Consider the following 24575-nt stretch of genomic DNA (forward strand, 5'->3'; position numbering starts at 1 on the left):
GTGTATATCGAACCCTCGGCGATGATGAGTTTCCACAGGCTGTGCCCCTGGCTGATGTGCCTTACGTTGTTGCTGGCAAACGCTCCCGCCCTGGGGGAAAGCTACCAGGCGCGGGATGAGAGCCTGCATACCTTTTTTACCGCGTTATCGGTGCCTTTGGGCCTGCCCGTCGTCGTCAGCCGCGACGTGGCGCGCAAGCGTATCTCCGGGGTATTCGATTTGGGGATGGCTCAGCAGACCCTGGAGGCGGTCGCCGCGCAACAAGGTCTGATCTGGTACAGCGACGGGCAGGTGCTTTATCTGTATGACGCGGGCGAAGCAAAAAGCTCGGCGGTGGCGCTGCGGCATATCTCTGTCGACAGGTTGCGAGGGTTCATGCGCCGTTCGGGGCTAGATGAATCACGTTATCCCCTCAGGGAGAGCGGCGGGCGGACGTTCTATGTGGCCGGGCCACCCAATTATGTGGATCAGGTGTTGCACCTGGCCCGGCTGATGGACAGGCAACGCACCGAGGTGCGCATGGGCAAGCAGATCTTCGGCGTGGTGCAGGTATTCAATACCCACGTGGCGGACCGTCAATACGCCATGGGTAACGACAAGGTCAATGTGCCGGGCATGGCCTCGATAATCGAAAACCTGCTGGCTATCGAGCAGAAGGATGCCACGCAGCGCCCGCCGGGCTTACTGGCCGACAAGAGCTTGTTAGTGATTGCCTATCCTGACTCCAACAGTTTGTTGATCAAGGGCAAGCCTGCCCAGGTGAAGGTGATTGAGGACCTGGTGGCGGAGCTGGACAAGCCCAAACGTCCGATTGAAGTGGCACTGTGGCAGGTCGATGTGGACCGCGACGAACTCGAGAAGCTCGGCGCAGCCTGGGCCCGGGAAACCGACGGCGTGGCTTCCGTGACGCGCGTCATGGAACCCTTGGACGATAACCGCTTGATGGTGCAGCTCAATGCGCTGGAGCGTCGCCGCAAAGCCAGGATCACAGCGTACCCGGTGATACTCACCCAGGAAAATGTACCGGCGGTGTTCCAGGATCAGCACACGTTCTACCTGCCCAACCCCGGGGACAACAAAGGCGAATGGCAGCCCGTACGCTATGGCACCGAAGCCAGTGTGCTACCGCGCTTTGCTCAAGCGAATCAGATCGAAATGCTGCTGAGTCTTGAGGATGGCCGCCAGATGGCGGGTAAAACCACGCCTGGCGCCGCAGGGGCGGCAGGCAGAGTGGGAATCAGCACGGTGGTGCGCGTGGCGCAGGGTAAACGCCTGTGGCTGGGCGGTTTTCGACGTGATGACGAGGGGGCGGGTCGCGGGCGACGCGCCGAGGTCCGGTTGTTTGTAATCCAGGCGCGTGCGGTTGGGAGTGAGCCCAGGATGTTGGCTGGCGCTGTGGGGCCGCCGCCGCTGACGCAGGCTCAATATGAGCGCGTGCAACGTGCGTTTGTGCGCCAAAACCATGATGTCTCTGAATGAGATCGCCGTTTAAGCACGCTTGTTGACCGTAGTGGCGAAAGATCCTACGCGGTACCCGCCGAAAGCCTCGAATACATCGGTTTTTTCCTAGCGCTGTCCCAGGTTCAGGTTTTTATAGTCGCGGGGTTGGCGTTTCGCCGTTTCTTGAAACAAGGAATTCAATGTCAGTAGTTGGATGCAGAGGTGTGTATGACCCTCACGAATGAAGGGGCGACGGCCTCATCGGTCTTTGCCGGGTGGACCTTGCATGGCGATGGACGGTTGACCGGCGATGGTGTGGACATTCAGTTGCCGCCCAAGGAGTGGCAGGTACTGCGGCTGCTGCTGGCGTCCGATGGCGCACTGATCACCAAGGATCGTTTGCTTGAGTGGGTCTGGCCACGTGGAGAGGTTGCTGAAGAGTCGCTCACCCGCTGCATTTATGCGTTGCGCAAACACTTGAAGATGGACAAGCGGTTTATCAAGACGATTTATGGCAGGGGCTATCGCTTTACCTGTGCCGTGAACGTCCGGCAACACGAACCTCGACAGACAGGGCTGGGACGTGCGCAGCGCATCTGTTCGGCTTGTGGCCAGGTGAGACATGATTAAGCGCCTGTGCAAAAGTTTACTGTTGAGCCTGTTGATGGGCAGTCTTCCAGCCTGGGCAAGTTGCTGGGATGAAGTAGCCCGTCGCTACGACATCGAGCCGGAACTGTTGCAGGCCATTGCTGCCGTGGAGTCGGGGTACCAGGCGCAAGCCTTGAACGCCGGCAACAGCGATGGCTCCCGGGATATTGGCTTGATGCAAATCAACAGCATGCATTTGCCTCGCTTGCTCAAGCAGGGGATTACCCAGGAACGGTTGCTGAGTGAGCCTTGTTTGTCGATTGAAGTGGGCGCCTCGATCCTCGCCGAGTTCATCCAGCGCTTCGGTTACAACTGGACAGCTATTGGCTCATACAACGCAGGGGCTGCGCCTGAGCGTGAGGCGTTGCGCTTACGTTATGCACAAAAGATCTGGGCTCGGTATGAGGTGCTGGTTGCGCAACGCCAATGACGATTGGACGGCACGCCTCGCACCTGGCGTGCCACCCCGGCTATAATCGGCGCCACCTTTCGCCGCCATCCGAGTCTAGCCCGCCCATGTATACCCTGGCCCGCCAGTTGTTGTTCAAACTCTCTCCGGAAACCTCCCACGATCTGTCCCTGGACTTGATCGGTGCCGGTGGTCGCCTGGGGCTCAATGGCCTGGTATGCAAGGCACCGGCAAAAATGCCGGTGACGGTGATGGGGCTCGATTTCCCCAACCCGGTCGGGCTGGCTGCCGGCCTGGACAAGAATGGCGCGGCCATCGACGGTTTTGCGCAACTGGGTTTCGGCTTTGTCGAAATCGGCACCGTGACGCCACGGCCGCAACCGGGCAACCCTAAGCCGCGCATCTTTCGTTTGCCGGAAGCCGAGGCGATCATCAACCGCATGGGCTTCAACAACCTGGGCGTTGATCACCTGCTGTCGCGGGTTCAGGCTGCGAAGTACAAGGGCATCCTCGGTATCAATATCGGCAAGAACTTCGATACCCCGGTAGAGCGCGCCGTCGATGATTACCTGATCTGCCTGGACAAGGTTTACGCCCACGCCAGCTACGTCACGGTCAACGTCAGTTCACCCAACACCCCGGGCCTGCGCAGCCTGCAGTTTGGTGATTCCCTCAAGCAATTGCTCGAAGCCTTGCGTCAGCGCCAGGAAGACTTGACGGTGCGCCATGGCAAGCGCGTACCGTTGGCCATCAAGATTGCTCCAGACATGAGTGATGAAGAAACTGTTCTGGTTGCCCAGGCGTTGGTCGATTCGGGTATGGATGCGGTGATTGCTACCAACACCACCCTCGGCCGTGTCGGCGTTGAAGGGTTGGCGCATGGTGATGAAGCGGGCGGCCTGTCGGGTGCGCCGGTGCGTGACAAGAGCACCCATATCGTCAAGGTGCTGGCCGCTGAGCTGGCGGGGCGTTTGCCGATCATCGCGGTGGGCGGCATCACCGAAGGCAAGCACGCCGCCGAGAAGATTGCGGCGGGCGCGAGCCTGGTGCAGTTGTACTCCGGCTTTATCTATAAGGGGCCGGCGCTGATTCGCGAGTCGGTGGATGCGATTGCCGCGTTGCCGAAGGCCTGAAAGTATCGGCCATTAAAAAGGGCTCCATTAGGAGCCCCCTGGGCCGAAGCCCGCCGCCCGGATAGGACGTGCGTGGTTAAGTCGTTACATAATCTTCTAGGTGGTATGTCGGATTAAGTGCCCTGTGTTAGCCGACGGCGTGAAGTTCGTTGAGTCTATGTATCCCCGCAGTGCCGGTCATACCGTCCCAATTGTCGCCGCGTCCTTCTCGCCAGCCGTTGATCCAGGCTTGGCGTACCGACGGTAGAGTAAATGGGCAAAGCTCACGGGATTTGCCATGAACGCCATACTGATATCCGCGTAAAAATGCTCTTTCCAACGGATCACGCTTAAGTCTTCTCATAGGGTGTTTCCCTCACTTGTTGACTGTGTAGATATCCTTCGGCCTCGTCTGAGGCCGGGCAGAGTTTTTCTGCCGTTGGTGGGCTCGCTGCCGGCGTGGCGAGCCAATGTGTCGGCGTCGTTACGGCGCCAACCTGTGTTGAGTTCTAACCAATAGGTCACATGGATTCAATGATCGTTTTGTCATAAGCACGTAACGATAACGATGCTATAGCCATAAGCTGGGATGGCTTTTCGCCCCATTTATTGGGCAAAGCCAGCTATGATGTGCCTTGCAAAGAGGATGGGTTTAATCCTTTAGTGAGAATGCCCGCTCGTTGCAGTCGGTTATTATTCGACGAAGGGTCGGAATATTTCTTTTTGTTGCAAACAATTGTTTATCTGCCCCGGAAATTTTGGCCGAAAGGCCCGGCAGCCGGGGTGGAACGGCACATTCGTGCCACGCGAGCACTCTTCAAGAAAAGTGCTTGATTGAAAACCGAGCCGGCGATGCGTCGCCCGTTCATTTATTGCTGAAAAGCCTGGAATGCCCATGTCGGACCGTTTTGAACTCTTCCTCACTTGCCCCAAGGGCCTCGAAGGCCTGCTGATCGAGGAAGCCGTCGGGCTTGGCCTTGAAGAAGCCCGCGAGCACACTTCGGCCGTGCGCGGCATGGCCGATATGGAAACTGCCTACCGCCTGTGTCTCTGGTCGCGCCTGGCCAACCGCGTATTGCTGGTGCTCAAGCGCTTCCCGATGAAGGACGCCGAAGACCTGTACCACGGCGTGCTGGATATCGAATGGGCTGACCACATGGTCTCGGACGGCACCCTGGCGGTAGAATTCAGCGGTCACGGCTCGGGCATCGATAACACCCACTTCGGCGCGCTGAAGGTCAAGGATGCGATTGTCGACAAGCTGCGCACCCCGACCGGCGAACGCCCGTCCATCGACAAAATCAACCCGGACCTGCGTATCCACCTGCGCCTCGACCGTGGCGAAGCGATTCTCTCCCTTGACCTGTCCGGCCACAGCTTGCACCAGCGCGGTTACCGCCTGCAGCAGGGCGCGGCACCGTTGAAGGAAAACCTGGCCGCCGCGATTTTGATTCGCGCCGGCTGGCCGCGCATTGCTGCCGAAGGCGGCGCGCTGACGGACCCGATGTGCGGCGTGGGTACCTTCCTGGTGGAAGGCGCAATGATCGCGGCCGACATGGCACCCAACCTCAACCGCGAACTGTGGGGTTTCACCACCTGGCTCGGTCACGTCCCGGCGCTGTGGAAGAAACTGCACGCCGAAGCCAGTGAGCGTGCCGCCATCGGCATGAACAAACCGCCGCTGTGGGTCCGTGGTTACGAAGCTGACCCGCGTCTGATCCAGCCAGCCCGCAACAACATCGAACGCGCAGGCTTGAGCCACTGGATCAAGGTGTACCAGGGCGAAGTCGGCACCTTCGAACCGCGCCCGGACCAGAACCAGAAAGGCCTGGTGATCTGCAACCCACCCTACGGCGAGCGCCTGGGTGACGAAGCCAGCCTGTTGTACCTCTACCAGAACCTTGGCGAGCGTCTGCGCCAGGCGTGTATGGGTTGGGAAGCGGCGGTGTTCACCGGCGCGCCGGACCTGGGCAAGCGCATGGGCATTCGCAGCCACAAACAGTATTCGTTCTGGAACGGCGCGTTGCCGTGCAAATTGCTGCTGATCAAGGTCAACCCGGACCAGTTCGTCACCGGCGAGCGCCGTACCCCGGAACAGCGTCAGGCCGAGCGTGAGCAAGCCGCTTACGATCAAGCCCCGACCGAGCCGCAAGAGCGCCAGTACAACAAGAACGGTAACCCGATCAAGCCAGCACCGGCTCCGGTGGTCGAGCAGGCGCGCCTGAGCGAAGGCGGGCAGATGTTCGCCAACCGCTTGCAGAAGAACCTCAAGCTGCTGGGCAAGTGGGCCAAGCGTGAAGGGGTGGATTGCTACCGTGTGTACGATGCCGACATGCCGGAATACTCCATGGCCATCGACCTGTACCACGATTGGGTTCACGTCCAGGAATACGCTGCGCCTAAGTCCATCGACCCGGAAAAAGCCTCCGCACGCATGTTCGATGCGCTGGCGGCCATTCCCCAGGCGCTGAACGTCGACAAGAGCCGCGTCGTGGTCAAGCGTCGCGAGCGTCAGAGCGGTACCAAGCAGTACGAGCGCCAGAGTGCCCAGGGCAAGTTCACCGAGGTCAGCGAAGGAGGCGTGAAGCTGCTGGTCAACCTCACCGACTACCTGGACACCGGTCTGTTCCTCGACCACCGCCCAATGCGCATGCGCATCCAGAAGGAAGCGGCCGGCAAGCGTTTCCTCAACCTGTATTGCTACACCGCCACCGCGAGTGTGCACGCTGCCAAGGGCGGCGCGCGCAGCACCACCAGCGTGGACTTGTCCAAAACCTACCTGGACTGGGCGCGTCGCAACTTCTCGCTCAACGGTTTTTCCGACAAGAACCGTCTGGAGCAGGGTGACGTGATGGCGTGGCTGGAAGCCAGCCGCGATGAGTTCGACCTGATCTTCATCGACCCGCCGACCTTCTCCAACTCCAAACGCATGGAAGGCATCTTCGACGTGCAGCGCGACCACGTGCAGTTGCTCGACCTGGCCATGGCCCGCCTGGCACCGGGTGGCGTCCTGTACTTCTCGAACAACTTCCGCAAGTTCGTGCTTGAGGACAACCTCAGTGAACGCTATGCCGTAGAGGAAATCAGCGACAAGACGCTCGACCCGGATTTCGCGCGTAATGCGAAGATCCACCGTGCATGGAAAATCACCGCGCGCTGATCGCTGCACCACGACGCATCACGTTGCACCAAAAAGCCGCAAGCCTGGATTAAACCGGGCTTGCGGCTTTTTTGCGCTGGTCAAATACCGGCCTCATGGCTATAACTTAACGCCTAGCCAAAGTGACACCCCCGCACGCTGGCGTTGTGAGTGTTGCCTATGACGTTACAAGCTGTTCGCCCGAAAATCCTAGGCTTTATCAGTGAACAGGCGTCGGCTTGGCTGGTGGCATTGGCGGTATTACTGGCAGGTTGCACGCTGACGATCATCGTTGCCTGGGGGGCTGCCGACCTTTATCAGCAGCAGGTTCGCCAGCGTTTCCAGTTGCTGGTCAATGAGCGCTACGCCCGCCTTCAGGAACGTTTTGAAGACCAGGAGCAACGCCTGGCAAGCCTGCAACGTTTCTTCGTCAATTCCAGTGGTGTCTCCCGCGCCGAGTTTGATGGTTTCGCCCAACCCTTGTTGTTGCGCGCCCGCGCCTATGCCTGGGCGCCACGGATATCGCACGATCAGCGCAGCGCGTTTGAGCAGGAAATTTCCCGCCAGCGAGGCGTGCCCTTCGCGATCCGTGAATTGAGTGCGTCGGGTGAGCTGGCGCCTGCCGCGGAGCGCGATGAATACGTGCCGGTGCTGTACAGCCAGACTCAAAGCCTGCTGGGCTCACCCTTGGGTTTTGACCTGTTGGCCCAGCCGCTGCGTCGCTCGGCGCTTGAACGTGCGCAAAAAAGTGGAAAGCCGGCGGTGTCTCAACCCATGCAACTGGTGGGCGTGGAGCCGGCTTATGCTGCCGGTGTGTTGCTGGTGGCGCCCGTCAGCAAGCCGGTTGGCGCAGAGCCTTTCGGTTTTGTGATGGCGGTGATCAGCATGCGCCAGCTGGTCGCCGATGGGTTGCCCAAGCCGAAGCGGGACAACCTGGTGATGCAGATCATCGACACCTCCGACACTCAACAGCGCGTGCTGTACGCGTCCAGCAATGCGGTAGGCGAGAGTGATCTGATTGCCGCGCGCCGTCTGACCCTTGGCGACCATGTGTACGCCCTGAGTATTCGCGCTAGCCAGGTCTTCGACCAGGCTAACCATTCTTCGAAGAGCACGATCCTGACCATGGGCGTGCTCCTCAGCCTGCTGCTGAGTGTTTTGTTGTATGTGCTGGTCAGCCAGCGCCAACGCGCGCTGGAACTGGTGGAGCAACGCACAGAACAGTTGCGCCTGCGTGAGCTGGAGTTGCGTGGGGCGCATGGGCAATTGCGCAGCGTGCTCAATGCCGCCACCCAGGTTGCGATCATTGCCACTGACCTCAGAGGCGTGATCAACACGTTCAATGCCGGTGCCGAGCAGATGCTTGGGTTCAAGGCCGACGAAGTTGTGGGGCGGCTGACGCTTGAGAGCCTGCACCTGGCCTTCGAGCTCGAATCACGCGCCGCCAGTTTAAGCGTGGCCTTGGGCAAGCGTATTGCGCCGAGTCAGGCGATGCTGGTGGAAAGTCCGGACAACCTGCTCGAGGCGCGGGAATGGACACTTCTGCGCCAGGATGGCAGCCATTTGACGGTGAATATGCTGACCACTGTTTTACTGGATGACTATGGCCTGTGGGTTGGGCACTTGGCGATATACCTGGATGTCACCGAGCAGAAGCGCGCCTACGAAGCGCGGGCCGCACGTGACCGCTTACTGAAAAAACTCAGTGCCCACGTGCCCGGCGGAATCTTCCAGTTCACCCTGGACCCCCAGGGAAACGGGCGCTTTATCTACGCCAGCGATGGCATGCGCGATATCTATGAAATCGAACCCGGCGTCTTGCAGCACGACGCGACTAAGGTTTTTGAACGTATCCACCCTCTGGACGTAGAGCGGGTACGACTCTCGATGCGGCTGTCGGCGTTGCAGTTGAGCCATTGGCGCGAAGAGTATCGCGTGGTATTGCCGCAACGGGGTCTGCGCTGGATTCGCGGCGAAGCGACGCCGGAGGAGTTACCCGGCGGCGGCACCTTGTGGCACGGCTACGTTTCGGACATTTCCGATCTCAAGCGGGTAGAGGAGGAACTGCGCGCGTTATCCATTACCGACTCGCTGACGGGGATTTATAACCGACGCTATTTTCAGGATCGCCTGCAGGCCGAGATGCTCAGGCTCAACCGCACTGCAGGGGCGCTGTCGTTGATCATGTTCGATATCGATCACTTCAAGCGGATCAACGACCAGCATGGGCATGCGGTGGGGGATGGTGCCCTGCAGGAAGTGTGCAAGCGCATCAGCCAGCGCCTGCGTCGCACGGACGTGTTCTGTCGCCTGGGTGGCGAAGAGTTCGTGGTGCTGTGCCCGCACACCCATTGTGATCAGGCTTACAGCCTGGCGATGGAGTTGTGGCAGTCGCTGCGCACTACGTCGATGGACCCCGTGGGGGTCGTGACCGCCAGTTTCGGGGTGGCCAGTTGGCGGGTCGATGAAGGCGTAGATGAGCTGCTGCTGCGCGCGGATTCGGCGGTGTATGTGGCCAAGCAGGCGGGGCGCGACCGGGTGGAAGCCGAGCGCTTGCGTGCCTGAAGGTGGGAGGCTGGCTTGCCTGCGATTACAGAGTGTCAGTCGATGCATCTGATACTGATACACCGCTATCGCAGGCAAGCCAGCGCCCACACTTGATCTGTGTTGCCTTTAGAGTACCGGGGCCGCCGCCGTCAGCTTAGGCTGGCGATACAAATCCAGCAGCACCTGATCCAGCACCGACGAAGCACCCCAAGGCTTCGAGTCGTTGAGGATCGCCACCACCACCCAGCTATTGCCGTTGTTATCGCGGCTGAACCCGGCGATGGCGCGCACCGTGTTCAGGGTGCCGGTCTTGACGTGGGCCTCGCCGCGCAGGGCGGTGGTTTTCAGGCGTTTACGCATGGTGCCGTCGGTGCCGGCAATCGGCAGCGAGCTGATGTATTCCGCTGAATACGGGCCTTTCCAGGCGGCTTGCAGCATGGCTGCCATCTCGCGGGCGCTGACCCGTTCGGCGCGGGACAGACCGGAACCGTTTTCCATCACCAGGTGCGGTGCGGTGATGCCTTTCTTCGCCAGCCACTGACGCACAACGCGTTGTGCGGCCTTGGCATCATCGCCATCGGCATCGTTTCGGAACTGCGCGCCGAGGCTCAGGAATAACTGCTGGGCCATGGTGTTGTTACTGTATTTGTTGATGTCGCGAATGATTTCCGCCAGGTCCGGCGAAAATGCACGGGCCAGCACCTTGGCGTCCTTGGGGACCGGCGCCTGGATATCACGGCCCTGGATGGTGCCGCCCAACTCCTGCCAGATCGCGCGCACGGCGCCGGCGGTGTAAGTGGCATGGTCGAGCAGCGACAGGTAAGTCTGCGAGCTGCAACCATCGCCCAACTGGCCACTGACGGTCACGGTGACGCTGCCATCGGCGGCAGTTACGGGGCTGTAGCGCACGTCGCCGGTGCATTGTTTGGCGTTGGACACCTTGACCTGATTGTCGATACGGATGCTGGCAATCGGCGGCTCGACCGACACGATCACCCGGCCCGAATCATTGCGGGTAACAAAGCGCAGGGCCTTGAGGTTGACCAGCAGGGCGTCGGGCTTGACCAGGAACGGCTTGTTCTCGTCGTTACCGTCGTCATTGAATTCGGGCAATTGCGGCTGGTTGAAGAAGCTGCGGTCCAGCACCAGGTCGCCGGTGACTTGTTGCACGCCGTTGGCGCGCAGGTCGCGCATCAGCAGCCAGAGTTTTTCCATGTTCAGCTTGGGATCGCCACCGCCCTTAAGGTAGAGGTTGCCGCGCAACACGCCACCGCTGAGGGTGCCGTCGGTGTAGAACTCGGTCTTCCACTGGTGGTTGGGACCGAGCATTTCCAGGGCCGCATAGGTGGTGACCAGTTTCATGGTGGACGCCGGGTTTACCGAAACATCGGCGTTGAACACGGTCGGAGTGCCGGGGCCGGTCAGCGGCAGCATCACCAGGGACAGCGAAGTATTGGGGATTTTGGCTTTTTGGAGGGCTTGCTGAACATTGGGTGGCAGGGTGTTATTGATCGGCGCAGCGGTAACGGAAAAGGCCAGTGGCAGCAAAAAACCGGCAAACAACATTGAACGTAAAGAATGGGAACGAAAAGAGTTGATCATAAGGAATAAAACCCTACGGCAGAGGAGGGTGAAAAAGGCGAGGGGTATGGAAGAAAATCCCTCATTGGTCACGAAAGTGTCGGCATTATGCCCCAACCTGGAGCCACTTGTAGCTCAACGATAGCTGGTAATCGGCGTTTTTTTAACTGGCGCATAGCCGCCTGTCCCAGAGAGTCGGGCAATTGCCGCCTTAAACTGCTAAAGTGCCGCCCGTTATTACTTATGAGGATTGTTCCAATGGCGACTAACCGTTCCCGGCGTCTGCGCAAAAAACTGTGCGTTGATGAATTTCAAGAGCTGGGTTTCGAACTGAACCTGGACTTCAAAGAAGGTTTGGACGATGAAGCGGTAGACGCTTTCCTCGAAGCATTCCTGACTGAAGCAATGGACGGCAACGGCCTGGACTACGTCGGCGGCGATGACTTCGGTCTGGTTTGCAAAGCCACCCGTGGTTCGGTCAACGAAGAGCAGCGTGCAGCTGTTGAAGCGTGGCTGAAGGCTCGTCCAGAGCTGACCCGCGTTGAAGTCAGCGCCCTGTTGGACGCTTGGCACCCAGAAAAGCCGATCAATCCGGCAGTCTGATGTCAAAAAAAAGCGACCCTCCCGGGTCGCTTTTTCGTTGCGCAGTCTTAAACAATCAAGCCTTGCGCCCATTCAGAATCAGCAGCGTCAACACCCCCGCCACAATCCCCCAGAACGCCGAACCGATGGAAAACAACGTCAAGCCTGACGCGGTGACCATAAAGGTGATCAGCGCCGCTTCCCGTTCCTTCGGCTCATTCATGGCGATGCTCAAGCCATTGATGATCGAGCCAAACAACGCCAAGGCCGCAATCGACAGCACCAGCTCCTTGGGCAAGGCTGCGAACAACGCCGCCAACGTGGCACCAAATACCCCGGCAATCCCGTAGAACACCCCGCACCACACGGCCGCGGTATAGCGCTTGCTGCGGTCTTCATGGGCATGCGGCCCGGTGCAGATGGCCGCACTGATCGCTGCCAGGTTGATCCCGTGGGAACCGAAGGGCGCCAGCACCAGCGAGGCCAGGCCTGTTGCGGTGATCAACGGCGAGGCGGGCACGGTGTAGCCGTCGGCGCGCAATACGGCGACGCCGGGCATGTTCTGCGAGGTCATCGCCACCACGAACAGCGGGATGCCGATGCTGATGGTCGCCGCCAGCGAGAAGTGCGGGGTAGTCCAGACCGGCGTTGCCACTTCCAGATGAAAACCGCTGAAGTCCAGCAGCCCCATCAGGCCCGACAGCAGCGTGCCTATGACCAACGCGGCCAGCACGGCATAACGTGGCGACACGCGCTTGATGACCAGGTAGGTGAAAAACATCCCCAGCACCAGGCCGGTGCGATGTTGCGCGGCGACGAAAATCTCGCTGCCGATCTTGAACAGAATCCCCGCCAGCAGTGCCGCCGCCAATGACGCGGGAATGCGCTTGACCAGTTTTTCAAAGCTGCCGGTCAGCCCGCAGAGCGTCACCAGCACCGCGCAGGTGATGTAGGCACCAATCGCTTCGTCGTAACTCACGCCGCCCAGGCTGGTGATCAGCAGCGCCGCGCCGGGGGTCGACCAGGCAATGGTGATGGGCGTGCGATAACGCAGGGACAAGCCAATGCTGCACACCGCCATGCCGATCGAGATGGCCCAGATCCACGAGGAAATCTGCGCGGTGGTCAAGCCGGCGGCTTGTCCGGCCTGGAACATCAACACCAGGGAGCTGGTATAGCCGGTCATCATGGCGATGAAGCCGGCGACGACGGCCGACGTTGAAGTGTCGGCCAGCGGGCGCAAGGGCGCTTGGATGGCATCAGTCATGGAGAGGGTGTTCCTTTTACCTGGGTGTTTGCCGGTGAAGGCCCGGATTCAAGCCTAAACTCAAACGTAACGACTCATTGCAATACAGCCGAGGCCGCAAACAGCCGTACAGTGTGTTGGCGCACTCGGTTGTGTACAATGTGCCCTGTTTTTAGGTGATACTTGCCAGCGACACGCTGTTGCCGTATTACCGTTAATTCGCCGCCGTTCTCCCTACCCGAGTGCCCATGAACGAACAGTTGCAACCTCTCAAGAAACAACCGCGAGCCGGCAAGGCCGGTCGCAGCGGAACCCAGGACGATATCGTCTATGCGCATATCTTCGAAGCGATCCTCGAACAACGCCTGGCGCCCGGAACCAAATTGAGTGAAGAGGCACTGGGCGAAATCTTCGGCGTCAGCCGCACCATCATTCGCCGCGCGCTGTCGCGCCTGGCCCATGAGGGCGTGGTGTTGCTGCGGCCCAATCGCGGCGCAGTGGTGGCGAGCCCAAGTGTAGAAGAAGCGCGCCAGGTATTCCTGGCCCGGCGTCTGGTCGAGCGGGCGATCACTGAATTGGCGGTGCAACACGCCACGGCTGAGCAACTGGCCGAGTTGCGCCAGATGGTCAACGACGAGCGCGACAGCTTTTCACGCGGTGATCGCGGTGCGGGTATCCGTCTTTCCGGCGAATTCCACCTCAAGCTGGCCGAAGCGGCGAAGAATGCGCCGCTGATAAGCTTCCAGCGCAGCCTGGTTTCCCAGACATCGTTGATCATCGCCCAGTACGAAAGCGGCAACCGCTCGCACTGTTCCTACGATGAGCACACTCAGCTGATCGATGCGATCGAAGCACGGGACGCGACGCTGGCGGTGAATCTGATGATGCATCACATGGATCATATCGACAGCAAGCTCAACCTCGATGAGGAAAGCGCGTCGGATGATTTGCATGCAGTGTTCTCGCATTTGTTGCAGACCAAGAAGCCAGGGCGTTCTTCAGTAAAACTGTAATTTTCCAGGTTCGCCTGGGACTAAAAATGTGGGAGCGGGCTTGTGTGGGAGCTGGCTCCCACACAAGCCCGCTCCCACATTGATTTATGGCGGCCCTGAAATTAGCGCTGGTGCACGAGCTGACCCGCTGCATACGTCTGCAACACCGCCCGATCATCCCCCAGCGTCATCAACACAAACAACGTCTCGGCAATATTATTGGCCTGCTTCAAGCGATAGCTCAGCAGCGGCGTGGCGTTGTAATCCAGTACCAAAAAGTCCGCATCGGTGCCCGGCTGCAAAGTGCCGATCTTGTCTTCCAGGCGCAGTGCCCGCGCACCGCCCAACGTGGCCAGGTACAGCGACTTGAACGGGCTCAACCGCGCGCCCTGCAACTGCATGACCTTGTAGGCTTCGTTCAACGTTTGCAGCAGCGAGAAGCTGGTACCGCCACCCACGTCCGTGCCCAGGCCCACGTTGAGCTTGTGCTTCTCGGCCATCGGCAGGTTGAACAAACCACTGCCGAGGAAGAAGTTCGACGTTGGGCAGAACGCGACGGCCGAACCCGTTTCTGCGAGCCGCGCGCACTCGTCGTCACACAGATGCACACCATGGGCAAACACCGAGCGCTCGCCCAGCAGTTTGTAGTGGTCGTACACATCCAGATAGCCTTTGCGCTCCGGGAACAGCTCCTTCACCCATTGCACTTCCTGCAGGTTTTCACTGATGTGAGTCTGCATGTACAGGTCCGGGTACTCGCCCAGCAGTTGCCCGGCCAGTGTCAGTTGTTCAGGGGTGCTGGTCGGTGCGAAGCGCGGCGTGACCGCGTAGTGCAAACGGCCCTTGCCGTGCCAGCGCTCGATCAGCGCCTTGCTTTCCTGGTAGCCGGATTCGGCGGTGTCGGTCAGGTAGTCCGGTGCGTTGCGGTCCATCATCACCTTGCCGGCGATCATGCGCAGGTCGAGTTTCTCGGCCGCTTCAAAGAATGAATTCACCGACTGCGGGTGCACGCTGCCGAACACCAGCGCGGTGGTGGTGCCGTTGCGCAGCAGTTCCTTGATGAAGATGTCCGCGACTTCTTCGGCATGGGCCTTGTCGGCGAACTGGCTTTCACATGGGAAGGTGTAAGTGTTGAGCCAATCCAGCAGTTGCTCGCCATAGGCGCCGACCATGCCAGTTTGCGGCAGGTGGATGTGGGTGTCGATCAGGCCCGGTGTGATCAGCGCATCCTGGTAATGGGTGACGTCGATATCGGCGGGCAGCGTCGGCAGCAAATCGCTGGCATGGCCCAAGGCACTGATCTGGCCGTTATCGATCACCAGCAGGCCGTCTTCGAAATACTCGTAGGAGGCTTCGATCCCTACTTCAGCAGGGTCGGCGATGCTGTGCAGGATGGCGGCACGGTAGGCTTTGCGAGTCAAAGGCATGGTCATCTCAACTGATAGCTTGGCTGCGGCGTGATACCGGCAGCAGTTTGGCAATGGGTTCGGCGCTCGCGGTGTGCTGGCCGAAATTCGCGTTATAGGTGGCAATGATTTCGCCGGCGATGGAGATGGCGATCTCCACCGGTAATTTGCCCTTCACCTCGGTGAGGCCCATGGGGCAGCGCATGCGTTGCAACTGTGCGGTATCGAAGCCGCGGTCACGCAGGCGGTGTTCGAACTTGACCCGCTTGGTCTTCGAACCGATCAAGCCGAAGTAAGCAAAGTCATTGCGCTTGAGCAGTGCTGCGGTCAGTTCCAGGTCCAGCGCATGATTGTGGGTCATGACGATGCAGTAACTGCCTGCTGGCAGGTCGGCAATTTCGTCGACCGGCTCTTCGCTGACGATTTTACGCACGCCTTGGGGGATATGTTCCGGAAACTCCTGGTCACGGGAGTCGATCCAGCGTACCCAGCACGGCAAGCTCGCCAACAGTGGCACCAGCGCGCGACCGACATGGCCGGCGCCAAATACGGCGATCTGCGCCTGTACCTGGCCCATGGGTTCGAACAGCAGCACTGTCACGCCACCGCAGCACTGGCCAAGGCTCGCGCCGAGGCTGAAGCGCTCCAGATGGGTGTTCTGCTGGCCACGCACGAGCATGTCGCGGGCGATCTGCATCGCCTTGTATTCCAAGTGCCCGCCACCGATGGTGTCGAAGGTCTGCGCGGCGCTGATCACCATCTTGGAGCCGGCATTGCGCGGCGTGGAGCCGAGCTCTTCGATGATGGTCACCAGCACGCAGGGTTCACCCTGGTTCTGCAGGTCGGCGAGGGCGCTGATCCAGTTGTTCATAGTCACCTCTTGTGGTGTCTGTGAGGCCGCTATCGCGGGCAAGCCCGCTCCCACTTTTTTGAGTGTGAACACCGTCAAATGTGGGAGCTGGCTTGCCTGCGATGGCAGCACCTCGGTCCTAAAGCGAAGCCATCTCGGCGTCAGTCTCAACAGCCTTCGCCGCCTGCAACTGCCGCATCTGCTCACAGCCCCACAACACCCGCTCCGGCGTGGCCGGTGCATCGACCTTCGGCTGATGGCGATACTCACCCAAACTCGCCACCGCATCCTTGATCGCACACCACGAGGCGATCCCGAGCATAAACGGCGGCTCACCCACAGCCTTGGAATGGAACACCGTGTCTTCCGGGTTCTTGCGGTTTTCCACCAGCTTCACGCGCAGGTCCAGCGGCATATCCGCCACGGCCGGGATCTTGTAACTGGCCGGGCCATTGGTCATCAACTTACCCTTGTTGTTCCACACCAATTCCTCCATGGTCAGCCAGCCCATGCCCTGGATGAAGCCGCCTTCGACCTGGCCGATATCGATGGCCGGGTTCAGCGAGGCGCCCACGTCGTGGAGGATGTCGGTGCGCAGCATCTTGTATTCGCCGGTCAGGGTGTCGACGATCACTTCGCAGCAGGCCGCGCCGAACGCGAAGTAATAGAACGGCCGACCCTTTGCCTGGCTGCGGTCATAGAAGATTTTCGGGGTCTTGTAGAACCCGGTGCTCGACAGCGAGACCTGGGCGAAATACGCCTGCTGAATCAGGCTTTCAAAGGTCAGGATCTGGTCGCGCACGCGCACATGGCCGTTGTGAAATTCCACATCCGCTTCGCTCACGTCGTACTTGCGCGCGGCAAATTCCACCAGCCGTTGCTTGATGGTTTCGGCGGCGTTCTGCGCAGCCTTGCCATTCAAGTCGGCGCCGCTGGAGGCCGCGGTCGGCGAGGTGTTGGGCACTTTGTCGGTGTTGGTGGCGGTGATTTGTACGCGGTCGATTTCCACCTGGAACACTTCGGCCACCACTTGCGCGACCTTGGTGTTCAAGCCCTGGCCCATCTCGGTGCCGCCGTGGTTCAGGTGGATGCTGCCGTCGGTATAGATATGGATCAGGGCGCCCGCCTGGTTCAGGAAGCTCGCGGTGAACGAGATGCCGAACTTCACCGGCGTCAGCGCCAGGCCTTTTTTCAGGATCGGGCTGTGGGCGTTGTACAGGCGAATCGCTTCGCGGCGCTCGGCGTATTGGCTGCTGGCCTCAAGCTCGGCGGTCATTTCCTCGAGCATGTTGTGCTCGACGGTCTGGTAGTAGTGGGTGACGTTGCGCTCGGTCTTGCCATAGTAATTGGCCTTGCGCACGGCCAATGGGTCCAGCGCCAGATGGCGGGCGATGGCGTCCATCACTTCCTCGATGGCGACCATGCCTTGCGGGCCACCGAAGCCTCGATAAGCCGTGTTGGAGGCAGTGTTGGTCTTGCAGCGATGACCCTTGACGGTGGCGTCGCCCAGGTAATACGAGTTGTCGGCATGGAACATCGCGCGGTCGACAATCGAGTTCGAGAGGTCTGGCGAACAGCCACAGTTACCCGCCAGTTCCAGGTTGATTCCATGCAGGCGGCCGCTGTCGTCGAAGCCCACGTCGTATTCGATGTAGAAGGGGTGGCGCTTGCCGGTCATCAGCATGTCTTCGACGCGCGGCAGGCGCATCTTGGTCGGCTGGCCGGTGAGGCGCGCGACCACCGCGCACAGGCACGCCGGGCTGGCCGCCTGGGTTTCCTTGCCGCCAAAACCACCGCCCATGCGGCGCATATCCACGACGATTTTGTTCATCGACACGTCCAGCACTTCGGCCACCAGTTTCTGCACTTCGGTGGGGTTTTGCGTGGAGCAGTAGACGATCATGCCGCCGTCTTCGGTGGGCATCACCGAAGAGATCTGGGTTTCGAGATAGAAGTGTTCCTGGCCGCCGATGTGCAGCGTGCCCTGGATGCGGTTTTTCGCCGTGGCCAGCGCGCCCACTGAGTCACCGCGTTGGTGGGTGTGGCTGTCCAGCACGAAGTGCTTGTTGCGAAAGGCCTCGACCACGTCCAGCACCGGGTCCAGGTCTTCGTATTCGATCACGGCCGCCATGGCGGCTTTGCGCGCGGTTTCCAGGTCGCGGGCGGCGACGGCCAGTACCACTTGGCCAACGAACTGCACCGTGTCGATGGCCAACAGTGGATCGCCGGGCATCAGCGGGCCGATGTCTTTCAGGCCCGGTACGTCTTCGTGGGTGATAGCAATGCGTACGCCTTCAAACGCATAGCAGGGCGCGGTGTCGATGCTGAGGATTCTGGCATGGGCGCGGTCTGACATGCGCGCATACAGGTGCAACTGGTTGGGGAATTCCAGGCGATCGTCGATGTACTGCGCTTCGCCGCTGACGTGCTTGGCGGCGCTGTCATGCTTGACGCTGCGCCCGACGCCGGAGGTCAGGTCCTGGGCAAACAGTGCGGCGAGTTCGGCCTGGGTTTTAACGACGGCGTGATGGTTAGACATAAGCGGTCACCCGAGTCTCGATGTGCGGTGTTTGCAGCTCGATGAAGTATTTACGCAACAGGTTCTGTGCGCTGAGCAGGCGGTATTCCTTGCTGGCGCGGAAGTCCGACAGCGGGGTGAAATCCTCGGCGAGTGCGGCGCAGGCTTTCTCCACGGTGGCGGCGTTCCAGGTGGCGCCGACCAACACGGCTTCGCAACTCTTGGCACGTTTGGGCGTGGCGGCCATGCCACCGAAGGCGACGCGTGCTTCGTTGATCACACCGTTTTCGATCTTCAGGTTGAAGGCGGCGCACACGGCGGAAATATCATCGTCCAGGCGCTTGGAGACCTTGTAGGCACGGAACAGGGAATGGCCTTTGGGGACAATGATTTTCTCGATGAACTCACTGTCCAGGCGCGCGGTAACGCGGTAGTCGATGAAGTAATCTTCCAGCGCCAGGGTGCGGCGGGTGTTGCCTTTGCACAGCACGATCTGCGCACCGAGGGCGATCAGCAGCGGCGGCGAATCACCAATCGGCGAGGCGTTGCCGATATTGCCGCCCAGGGTGCCCTGGTTGCGGATTTGCAGGGAGGCGAAGCGGTGCAGCAGATCGCCAAAGTCCGGGTACTCGTGATGCAGCGCGCTGTAGCAATCGGACAGCGCAGTGGCAGCGCCGATTTCCAGGCGGTCGTCGAAGTTTTCGATGCGCTTCATCTCTTCGATATTGCCAACGTAGATCATTACCGGCAGCGTGCGGTGGAACTGGGTGACCTCCAGCGCCAGGTCGGTGCCGCCAGCCAGCAGCCGGGCTTGTGGGTAGGCGTCGTAGAGGTCGGCGAGGTCGGCAACGGTCAGCGGCACCAGGCAGCGTTTATCACCACTGTTGAGCTCGCCGGTTTGCGTCGGCGCAATGGCTTTGAGGCGGGCGATGGTCTCGGCTTGGCGGCTGTCGAACTGGTCCACCGGTTTATTGCAGCAGGCCTGTTCGGCAGCGGCAAGAATCGGGCGGTAGCCAGTGCAGCGGCAGAGGTTGCCGGCCAGGGCTTCGTGGGCTTTTTGGCTGTCGGGGGCGTCGCTGTTCTTTTGCAGGGCAAACAACGACATCACGAAACCCGGCGTGCAAAAGCCGCATTGCGAGCCGTGGCACTCAACCATGGCTTGCTGCACGCTGTGCAACTGGCCTTGATGCTTGAGGTCTTCGACGCTGATCAGTTGTTTGCCGTGCAACGACGATACGAAGGTCAGGCACGAATTGAGGCTGCGATAACGAATCTGCTCTGCGCCTTGCTCATTGGTATGCAGCTCGCCGACCACCACGGTGCACGCACCGCAATCGCCGCTGGCGCAGCCTTCCTTGGTACCGGGTTTGCCCACATGCTCGCGCAAATAGCTGAGCACGGTCAGATTGGGGTCCAGGGCGTGCTCGCTACGGAGTTCCTGGTTAAGTAAAAACTGGATCACGGAAGGCCTCGCAGACTCATTATTGTTGTTAACCGCTTTGCGCCGAATCTAGTCATATCTGACTTTTCGGTCAATGGTTTTCTGACCTACAGGTCAAGAAAATGCGATCGCAACACTTTCAATTATGGTCCAGTCTTCTGGAACCGGCGTTTTTGGCGGCTTCTGGCTGTTCATCGTTGCTTATTTCGTGCCAAATTCGCCACCGTGGGCGTAGCGCCATCAGCTGGCCAATGCGCTACACTGCCGCGCTTGTACCGATAGACGATTTTGAAGGAAAAACATGACGTTCAAGGCGCCGGACAGTCTCGCCGAGCAAATCGCTCACCACCTCGCCGAACGTATCATTCGCGGCGATCTCAAGCCTGGGGAGCGGATCCAGGAACAGAAAGTCACGCTGGCGCTCAATGTCAGCCGTGGTTCCGTGCGTGAAGCCTTATTGATCCTTGAGCGCCGCCACCTGATCGCGATCCTGCCGCGCCGTGGCGCCCACGTCACCGAACTCACCGCGCACAAGGTGCAGAGCCTGTGTACGTTGATGAGCGAGTTGTACATCCTGCTCGGTAATGCAGTGGCGGATGGCTGGCGGACTCAGGCCGACATGGCGCCGTTCCTGCAAATCCAGCAGCGACTGGTGACCAGTTTTGAACGCGAGGACATCCGTGCCTTCGTCGAAGAAAGCTTCAACGTGATGCGCGCCGCGTACCCCTTCGCCAACAACCCGTATTTGCAGGAAACCGTCGAGAACCTGCAGCCGGCGATGAACCGCGCGTATTACCTGGCGCTGGATCAACGCAAGGCGTCCATGAGCGAGTACCTGGCATTGTTCGAGCAACTGCTCGCCGCCGTGCTGGCCCGTGACCTGGCGCAGATTCGCCAGGTACTGTCGGCCTATGGCCAGCGCAGTTCCTCGCTGGTGATCGCTGCGTTGGCGGACGCCTAAGCGTGCGGCTCAAGTGCATCAAACTGGCGGGGTTCAAATCCTTCGTCGACCCGACCACGGTGAACTTCCCCAGTAACATGGCGGCGGTGGTCGGGCCCAATGGCTGCGGCAAGTCGAACATCATCGACGCCGTGCGCTGGGTGATGGGCGAGAGCTCGGCAAAAAACCTGCGTGGCGAGTCGATGACCGACGTCATCTTCAACGGCTCCACCAGCCGCAAGCCGGTGAGCCAGGCCAGCATCGAACTGGTATTCGACAACTCCGACGGCACCCTGGTCGGTGAATACGCGGCCTACGCGGAAATCTCGATCCGCCGCAAAGTGACGCGCGACAGCCAGAACAGTTATTTCCTCAACGGCACCAAGTGCCGGCGCCGGGACATCACCGATATCTTCCTCGGCACAGGCTTGGGCCCGCGCAGCTACTCGATCATCGAGCAGGGCATGATCTCCAAGCTGATCGAAGCCAAGCCCGAAGACCTGCGCAACTTTATCGAAGAGGCGGCCGGCATCTCCAAGTACAAGGAGCGCCGCCGCGAGACTGAAAACCGTATTCGCCGCACCCATGAAAACCTTGCCCGCCTGACCGACCTGCGCGAAGAGCTGGAGCGCCAGTTGGAGCGCCTGCACCGCCAGGCCCAGGCCGCCGAGAAGTATCAGGAATACAAAGGCGAGGAGCGTCAGCTCAAGGCGCAGCTGTCGGCCCTGCGTTGGCAGGCGCTGAATGATCAGGTCGGCCAGCGCGAAGCGATCATTGGCACCCAGGAAATCAGCTTTGAAGCGCTGGTGGCCGAGCAGCGCAATGCCGACGCCAGCATTGAGCGCCTGCGCGATGGGCACCATGACCTGTCCGAGCGCTTCAACCTGGTGCAGGGCCGTTTCTACTCGGTGGGGGGGGATATCGCCCGGGTCGAGCAGAGCATCCAGCACGGCCAGCAGCGTCTGCGCCAGTTGCAGGATGATTTGAAGGAAGCCGAACGCGCGCGCCTGGAAACCGAATCGCACCTGGGCCATGACCGCACCTTGTTGCTGACCCTCGGCGAAGAGCTCGACATGCTCACCCCCGAGCAGGAAATCACCAGCGCCGCCGCCGAAGAAGCGGCCGCTGCGCTGGAAGAATCCGAAACCACCATGCACGGCTGGCAGGAACAGTGGGACGCTTTCAACCTGCAATCCGCCGAGCCGCGCCGTCAGGCTGAGGTGCAGCAGTCGCGTATCCAGCAGCTGGAAACCAGCATGGAACGCCTGGCCGAGCGCCAGCGCCGTCTGCAGGAAGAGCGTGTGTTGCTTGCCGCCGACCCGGAAGACGCGGCGATCATGGAGCTCAGCGAGCAACTGGCCGAGAGCGAAATGACGCTCGAAGAGCTGGAAGCCAGCGAAGAACAACAAGTGGAGCGCCTGGAGCAATTGCGTCAGCAGTTGCAACAGGCGACCCAGGCCCAGCAGCAGGCCCAGGGCGACTTGCAGCGGCTCAACGGTCGGCTGGCGTCACTTGAAGCCTTGCAGCAAGCCGCACTGGACCCGGGCACCGGCACCGCCGAGTGGCTGCGCGACCAGCATCTGGCCGAGCGCCCGCGCCTGGCCGAAGGCTTGAAGGTTGAGGCCGGTTGGGAGCTGGCGGTGGAAACCGTGCTCGGCGCCGACCTGCAAGCCGTGCTGGTGGATGATTTTGGCGGCTTCGACCTGGCCGGTTTTGCCCAGGGCGATCTGCGCTTACTCAGCCCGGCAGCCGATGGCACCCGCGTGCCGGGTAGTCTGCTGGACAAGGTCGAGGCGGCAATTGATCTGTCGCCCTGGCTGGGCCAGGTCAAACCGGTGGATTCCCTGGAGCAGGCCCTGGCCCAACGCGGTCAGCTGGGCGCCGGTGAAAGCCTGATCAGCCGTGACGGTTACTGGGTTGGCCGGCACTTCCTGCGGGTGCGCCGTGCCAGCGAAGCGGAAAGCGGCGTATTGGCCCGTGGCCAGGAAATCGTCAACCTGACCGCCGAGCGCGAGGAGCGCGAAGCCACCCTCGAACGCCTGGAAACCGAACTGCAAACCTTGCGCGCTACCCAGCGCCAGCAAGAGACCGGTCGCGAACATTTGCGCCGCCTGTTGCAGGATGAGGCGCGCCAGCAAGGTGAATTGAAAGCCCAGCTGTCGGCGAGCAAGGCCAAGGCCGAGCAACTGACACTGCGCCGCTCCCGCCTCGACGACGAAGTGGTCGAGATGGGCGAGCAGCGTGCCCTGGAACACGAACAAATCGGCGAAGCGCGCCTGCAATTGCAAGAAGCCCTCGACAGCATGGCCCTCGATACCGAGCAGCGCGAACTGCTGCTGGCCCAGCGTGACAGCCTGCGCGAGCGCCTCGATCGCGTGCGTCAGGAAGCCCGCCAGCACAAGGACCACGCCCACCAATTGGCGGTGCGCCTCGGCTCTTTGCGCGCCCAGCACGATTCCACGCGCCAGGCCCTTGAGCGCCTGGAGATGCAATCCGAGCGCCTCACCGAAAAGCGCGAACAACTGAGCCTCAATTTGGAGGAGGGCGAAGCGCCGCTGGAAGAGTTGCGGCTCAAGCTCGAAGAATTGCTCGACAAGCGCATGACCGTCGACGAAGAACTCAAGACTGCGCAGATCGCCCTGGAGGACGCCGACCGCGAACTGCGTGACGCAGAAAAACGGCGGACCCAGGCCGAGCAGCAATCCCAATTGATCCGCGGCCAACTCGAACAGCAACGCATGGAATGGCAAGCCCTGACCGTGCGCCGCAAGACCCTGCAAGACCAGTTGTTGGAAGACGGTTACGATCTGCACGGCGTGCTCGATACCTTGACCGCCCAGGCCAACGAAAAAGACGCCGAAGAAGAACTTGAGCGGATTGCTGCGCGTATTCAAAGGCTCGGTGCGATCAACCTTGCGGCCATCGACGAGTACCAGCAGCAGTCCGAGCGTAAACGTTATCTGGATGCTCAGAACGCCGACCTGGTGGAAGCCCTCGACACCCTGGAAAACGTGATTCGCAAGATCGACAAGGAAACCCGTAATCGCTTCAAAGATACCTTTGATCAGATTAATAGCGGTTTACAGGCGTTATTCCCGAAAGTTTTCGGTGGAGGCAGCGCCTACTTGGAACTGACGGGCGAAGATCTACTCGATACAGGGGTAACGATCATGGCGCGGCCTCCGGGCAAGAAGAACAGCACCATCCATTTGTTGTCCGGCGGCGAGAAGGCCCTGACTGCATTGGCTCTGGTATTTGCCATCTTCAAGTTGAACCCGGCGCCGTTTTGTATGCTCGACGAAGTTGACGCCCCGCTGGATGACGCTAACGTTGGACGCTACGCTCGATTGGTGAAAGAGATGTCCCAGACCGTGCAGTTCATCTATATCACCCACAACAAGATCGCCATGGAAATGGCGGACCAATTGATGGGTGTAACGATGCACGAGCCGGGTTGTTCGCGATTGGTGGCAGTGGATGTCGAGGAAGCGATGGCGATGGTGGAGTCCTGAACCGCGCTGGCAGAGCAGATTTTTAGCCCGTAACAGGAGATGGACCGGTCTGGCGAAAGTGGCAAATGGACATATTTGTTCAAGGCATTTTGACAGACGGTGTAAAGTTATCTTGGGTCGTGCTAGTTTAATGTCAATTTTTCGTATGCGTGGGCAAAACGTCAGTCAGAACATAGAGTTGGCGCCACGTTTTAAAGCGGTTTGCACGGTGC

At 60.3% G+C, this 24575-nt stretch carries 17 protein-coding genes; 10 read left to right on the forward strand and 7 right to left on the reverse strand.

The genetic code is table 11. The features are described 5' to 3' along the window. Nucleotides 1–24: 24 nt before the first annotated feature. From sctC to ACLBW8_RS01150, 4 genes are all read left to right on the forward strand, one after another. Nucleotides 25–1479, forward strand: coding sequence for a type III secretion system outer membrane ring subunit SctC (sctC, locus tag ACLBW8_RS01135; RefSeq protein WP_447805002.1), 1455 nt, complete (start codon nucleotides 25–27; stop codon nucleotides 1477–1479). Between the two features lie 189 nt (nucleotides 1480–1668). Then, the gene (locus ACLBW8_RS01140) at nucleotides 1669–2070 is read left to right on the forward strand and encodes a winged helix-turn-helix domain-containing protein (protein ID WP_447804360.1); all 402 of its coding nucleotides are present in this window, start codon (nucleotides 1669–1671) and stop codon (nucleotides 2068–2070) included. After that, nucleotides 2063–2518 (forward strand): transglycosylase SLT domain-containing protein, encoded by a 456-nt coding sequence (locus ACLBW8_RS01145; protein ID WP_447804361.1) that lies wholly within the window; start codon nucleotides 2063–2065, stop codon nucleotides 2516–2518. Before ACLBW8_RS01140 ends, ACLBW8_RS01145 begins: the two co-directional genes overlap by 8 nt. 86 nt (nucleotides 2519–2604) lie before the next feature. Continuing rightward, nucleotides 2605–3630: a quinone-dependent dihydroorotate dehydrogenase gene (locus ACLBW8_RS01150; RefSeq protein WP_447804362.1), complete on the forward strand. Its 1026-nt coding sequence runs from the start codon at nucleotides 2605–2607 to the stop codon at nucleotides 3628–3630. Between the two features lie 127 nt (nucleotides 3631–3757). On the opposite strand, the gene rmf is transcribed toward ACLBW8_RS01150, so the two are convergent. Further along, nucleotides 3758–3973, reverse strand: a complete 216-nt coding sequence (gene rmf, locus ACLBW8_RS01155) for a ribosome modulation factor (RefSeq protein WP_002553055.1) — start codon at nucleotides 3971–3973, stop codon at nucleotides 3758–3760. Between the two features lie 531 nt (nucleotides 3974–4504). Here rmf and rlmKL point away from each other — a divergent pair. Together rlmKL and ACLBW8_RS01165 are read left to right on the forward strand one after the other, a co-directional pair. Further along, nucleotides 4505–6769 (forward strand): bifunctional 23S rRNA (guanine(2069)-N(7))-methyltransferase RlmK/23S rRNA (guanine(2445)-N(2))-methyltransferase RlmL, encoded by a 2265-nt coding sequence (rlmKL, locus tag ACLBW8_RS01160; RefSeq protein WP_262665940.1) that lies wholly within the window; start codon nucleotides 4505–4507, stop codon nucleotides 6767–6769. 159 nt (nucleotides 6770–6928) lie between these two features. Beyond that, complete coding sequence (locus tag ACLBW8_RS01165) at nucleotides 6929–9313, forward strand: sensor domain-containing diguanylate cyclase (RefSeq protein WP_447804363.1); 2385 nt, start codon at nucleotides 6929–6931, stop codon at nucleotides 9311–9313. Between the two features lie 108 nt (nucleotides 9314–9421). Here ACLBW8_RS01165 and dacB read toward each other — a convergent pair whose 3' ends face one another. Then, a complete protein-coding gene (gene dacB / locus ACLBW8_RS01170; RefSeq protein WP_447804364.1) occupies nucleotides 9422–10897 on the reverse strand; it encodes a D-alanyl-D-alanine carboxypeptidase/D-alanyl-D-alanine endopeptidase in 1476 nt (491 codons plus the stop codon). 237 nt (nucleotides 10898–11134) lie between these two features. Between dacB and ACLBW8_RS01175 the strand changes: the two genes are divergently transcribed. After that, entirely contained in the window at nucleotides 11135–11479 is a 345-nt protein-coding gene (locus tag ACLBW8_RS01175) for a YggL family protein (protein ID WP_003219101.1), read from the forward strand. A gap of 55 nt (nucleotides 11480–11534) precedes the next feature. Here the strand turns inward: ACLBW8_RS01175 and ACLBW8_RS01180 are convergent, their stop codons facing one another. Continuing rightward, nucleotides 11535–12725, reverse strand: coding sequence for a benzoate/H(+) symporter BenE family transporter (locus tag ACLBW8_RS01180; RefSeq protein WP_447804365.1), 1191 nt, complete (start codon nucleotides 12723–12725; stop codon nucleotides 11535–11537). A gap of 227 nt (nucleotides 12726–12952) precedes the next feature. Here ACLBW8_RS01180 and ACLBW8_RS01185 point away from each other — a divergent pair, with 227 nt between their 5' ends. Further along, a complete protein-coding gene (locus ACLBW8_RS01185) occupies nucleotides 12953–13717 on the forward strand; it encodes a GntR family transcriptional regulator (protein ID WP_017134778.1) in 765 nt (254 codons plus the stop codon). A gap of 101 nt (nucleotides 13718–13818) precedes the next feature. On the opposite strand, the gene guaD is transcribed toward ACLBW8_RS01185, so the two are convergent. The 4 genes from guaD to xdhA form a co-directional block, all read right to left on the reverse strand. Beyond that, complete coding sequence (guaD, locus tag ACLBW8_RS01190; RefSeq protein ID WP_064454993.1) at nucleotides 13819–15123, reverse strand: guanine deaminase; 1305 nt, start codon at nucleotides 15121–15123, stop codon at nucleotides 13819–13821. Between the two features lie 7 nt (nucleotides 15124–15130). Then, complete coding sequence (gene xdhC / locus ACLBW8_RS01195) at nucleotides 15131–15973, reverse strand: xanthine dehydrogenase accessory protein XdhC (RefSeq protein ID WP_447804366.1); 843 nt, start codon at nucleotides 15971–15973, stop codon at nucleotides 15131–15133. 118 nt (nucleotides 15974–16091) lie between these two features. Then, the gene (gene xdhB / locus ACLBW8_RS01200; protein WP_447804367.1) at nucleotides 16092–18491 is read right to left on the reverse strand and encodes a xanthine dehydrogenase molybdopterin binding subunit; all 2400 of its coding nucleotides are present in this window, start codon (nucleotides 18489–18491) and stop codon (nucleotides 16092–16094) included. Next, the gene (xdhA, locus tag ACLBW8_RS01205) at nucleotides 18484–19932 is read right to left on the reverse strand and encodes a xanthine dehydrogenase small subunit (protein WP_447804368.1); all 1449 of its coding nucleotides are present in this window, start codon (nucleotides 19930–19932) and stop codon (nucleotides 18484–18486) included. Before xdhA ends, xdhB begins: the two co-directional genes overlap by 8 nt. A gap of 280 nt (nucleotides 19933–20212) precedes the next feature. Between xdhA and ACLBW8_RS01210 the strand changes: the two genes are divergently transcribed. Beyond that, nucleotides 20213–20872 (forward strand): GntR family transcriptional regulator, encoded by a 660-nt coding sequence (locus tag ACLBW8_RS01210; RefSeq protein WP_064453606.1) that lies wholly within the window; start codon nucleotides 20213–20215, stop codon nucleotides 20870–20872. 2 nt (nucleotides 20873–20874) lie between these two features. Beyond that, nucleotides 20875–24363: a chromosome segregation protein SMC gene (gene smc, locus ACLBW8_RS01215; RefSeq protein WP_447804369.1), complete on the forward strand. Its 3489-nt coding sequence runs from the start codon at nucleotides 20875–20877 to the stop codon at nucleotides 24361–24363. The last annotated feature ends 212 nt before the right edge of the window (nucleotides 24364–24575 follow it).

The sequence above is a fragment of the Pseudomonas sp. M5A4_2d genome, from assembly GCF_053345295.1.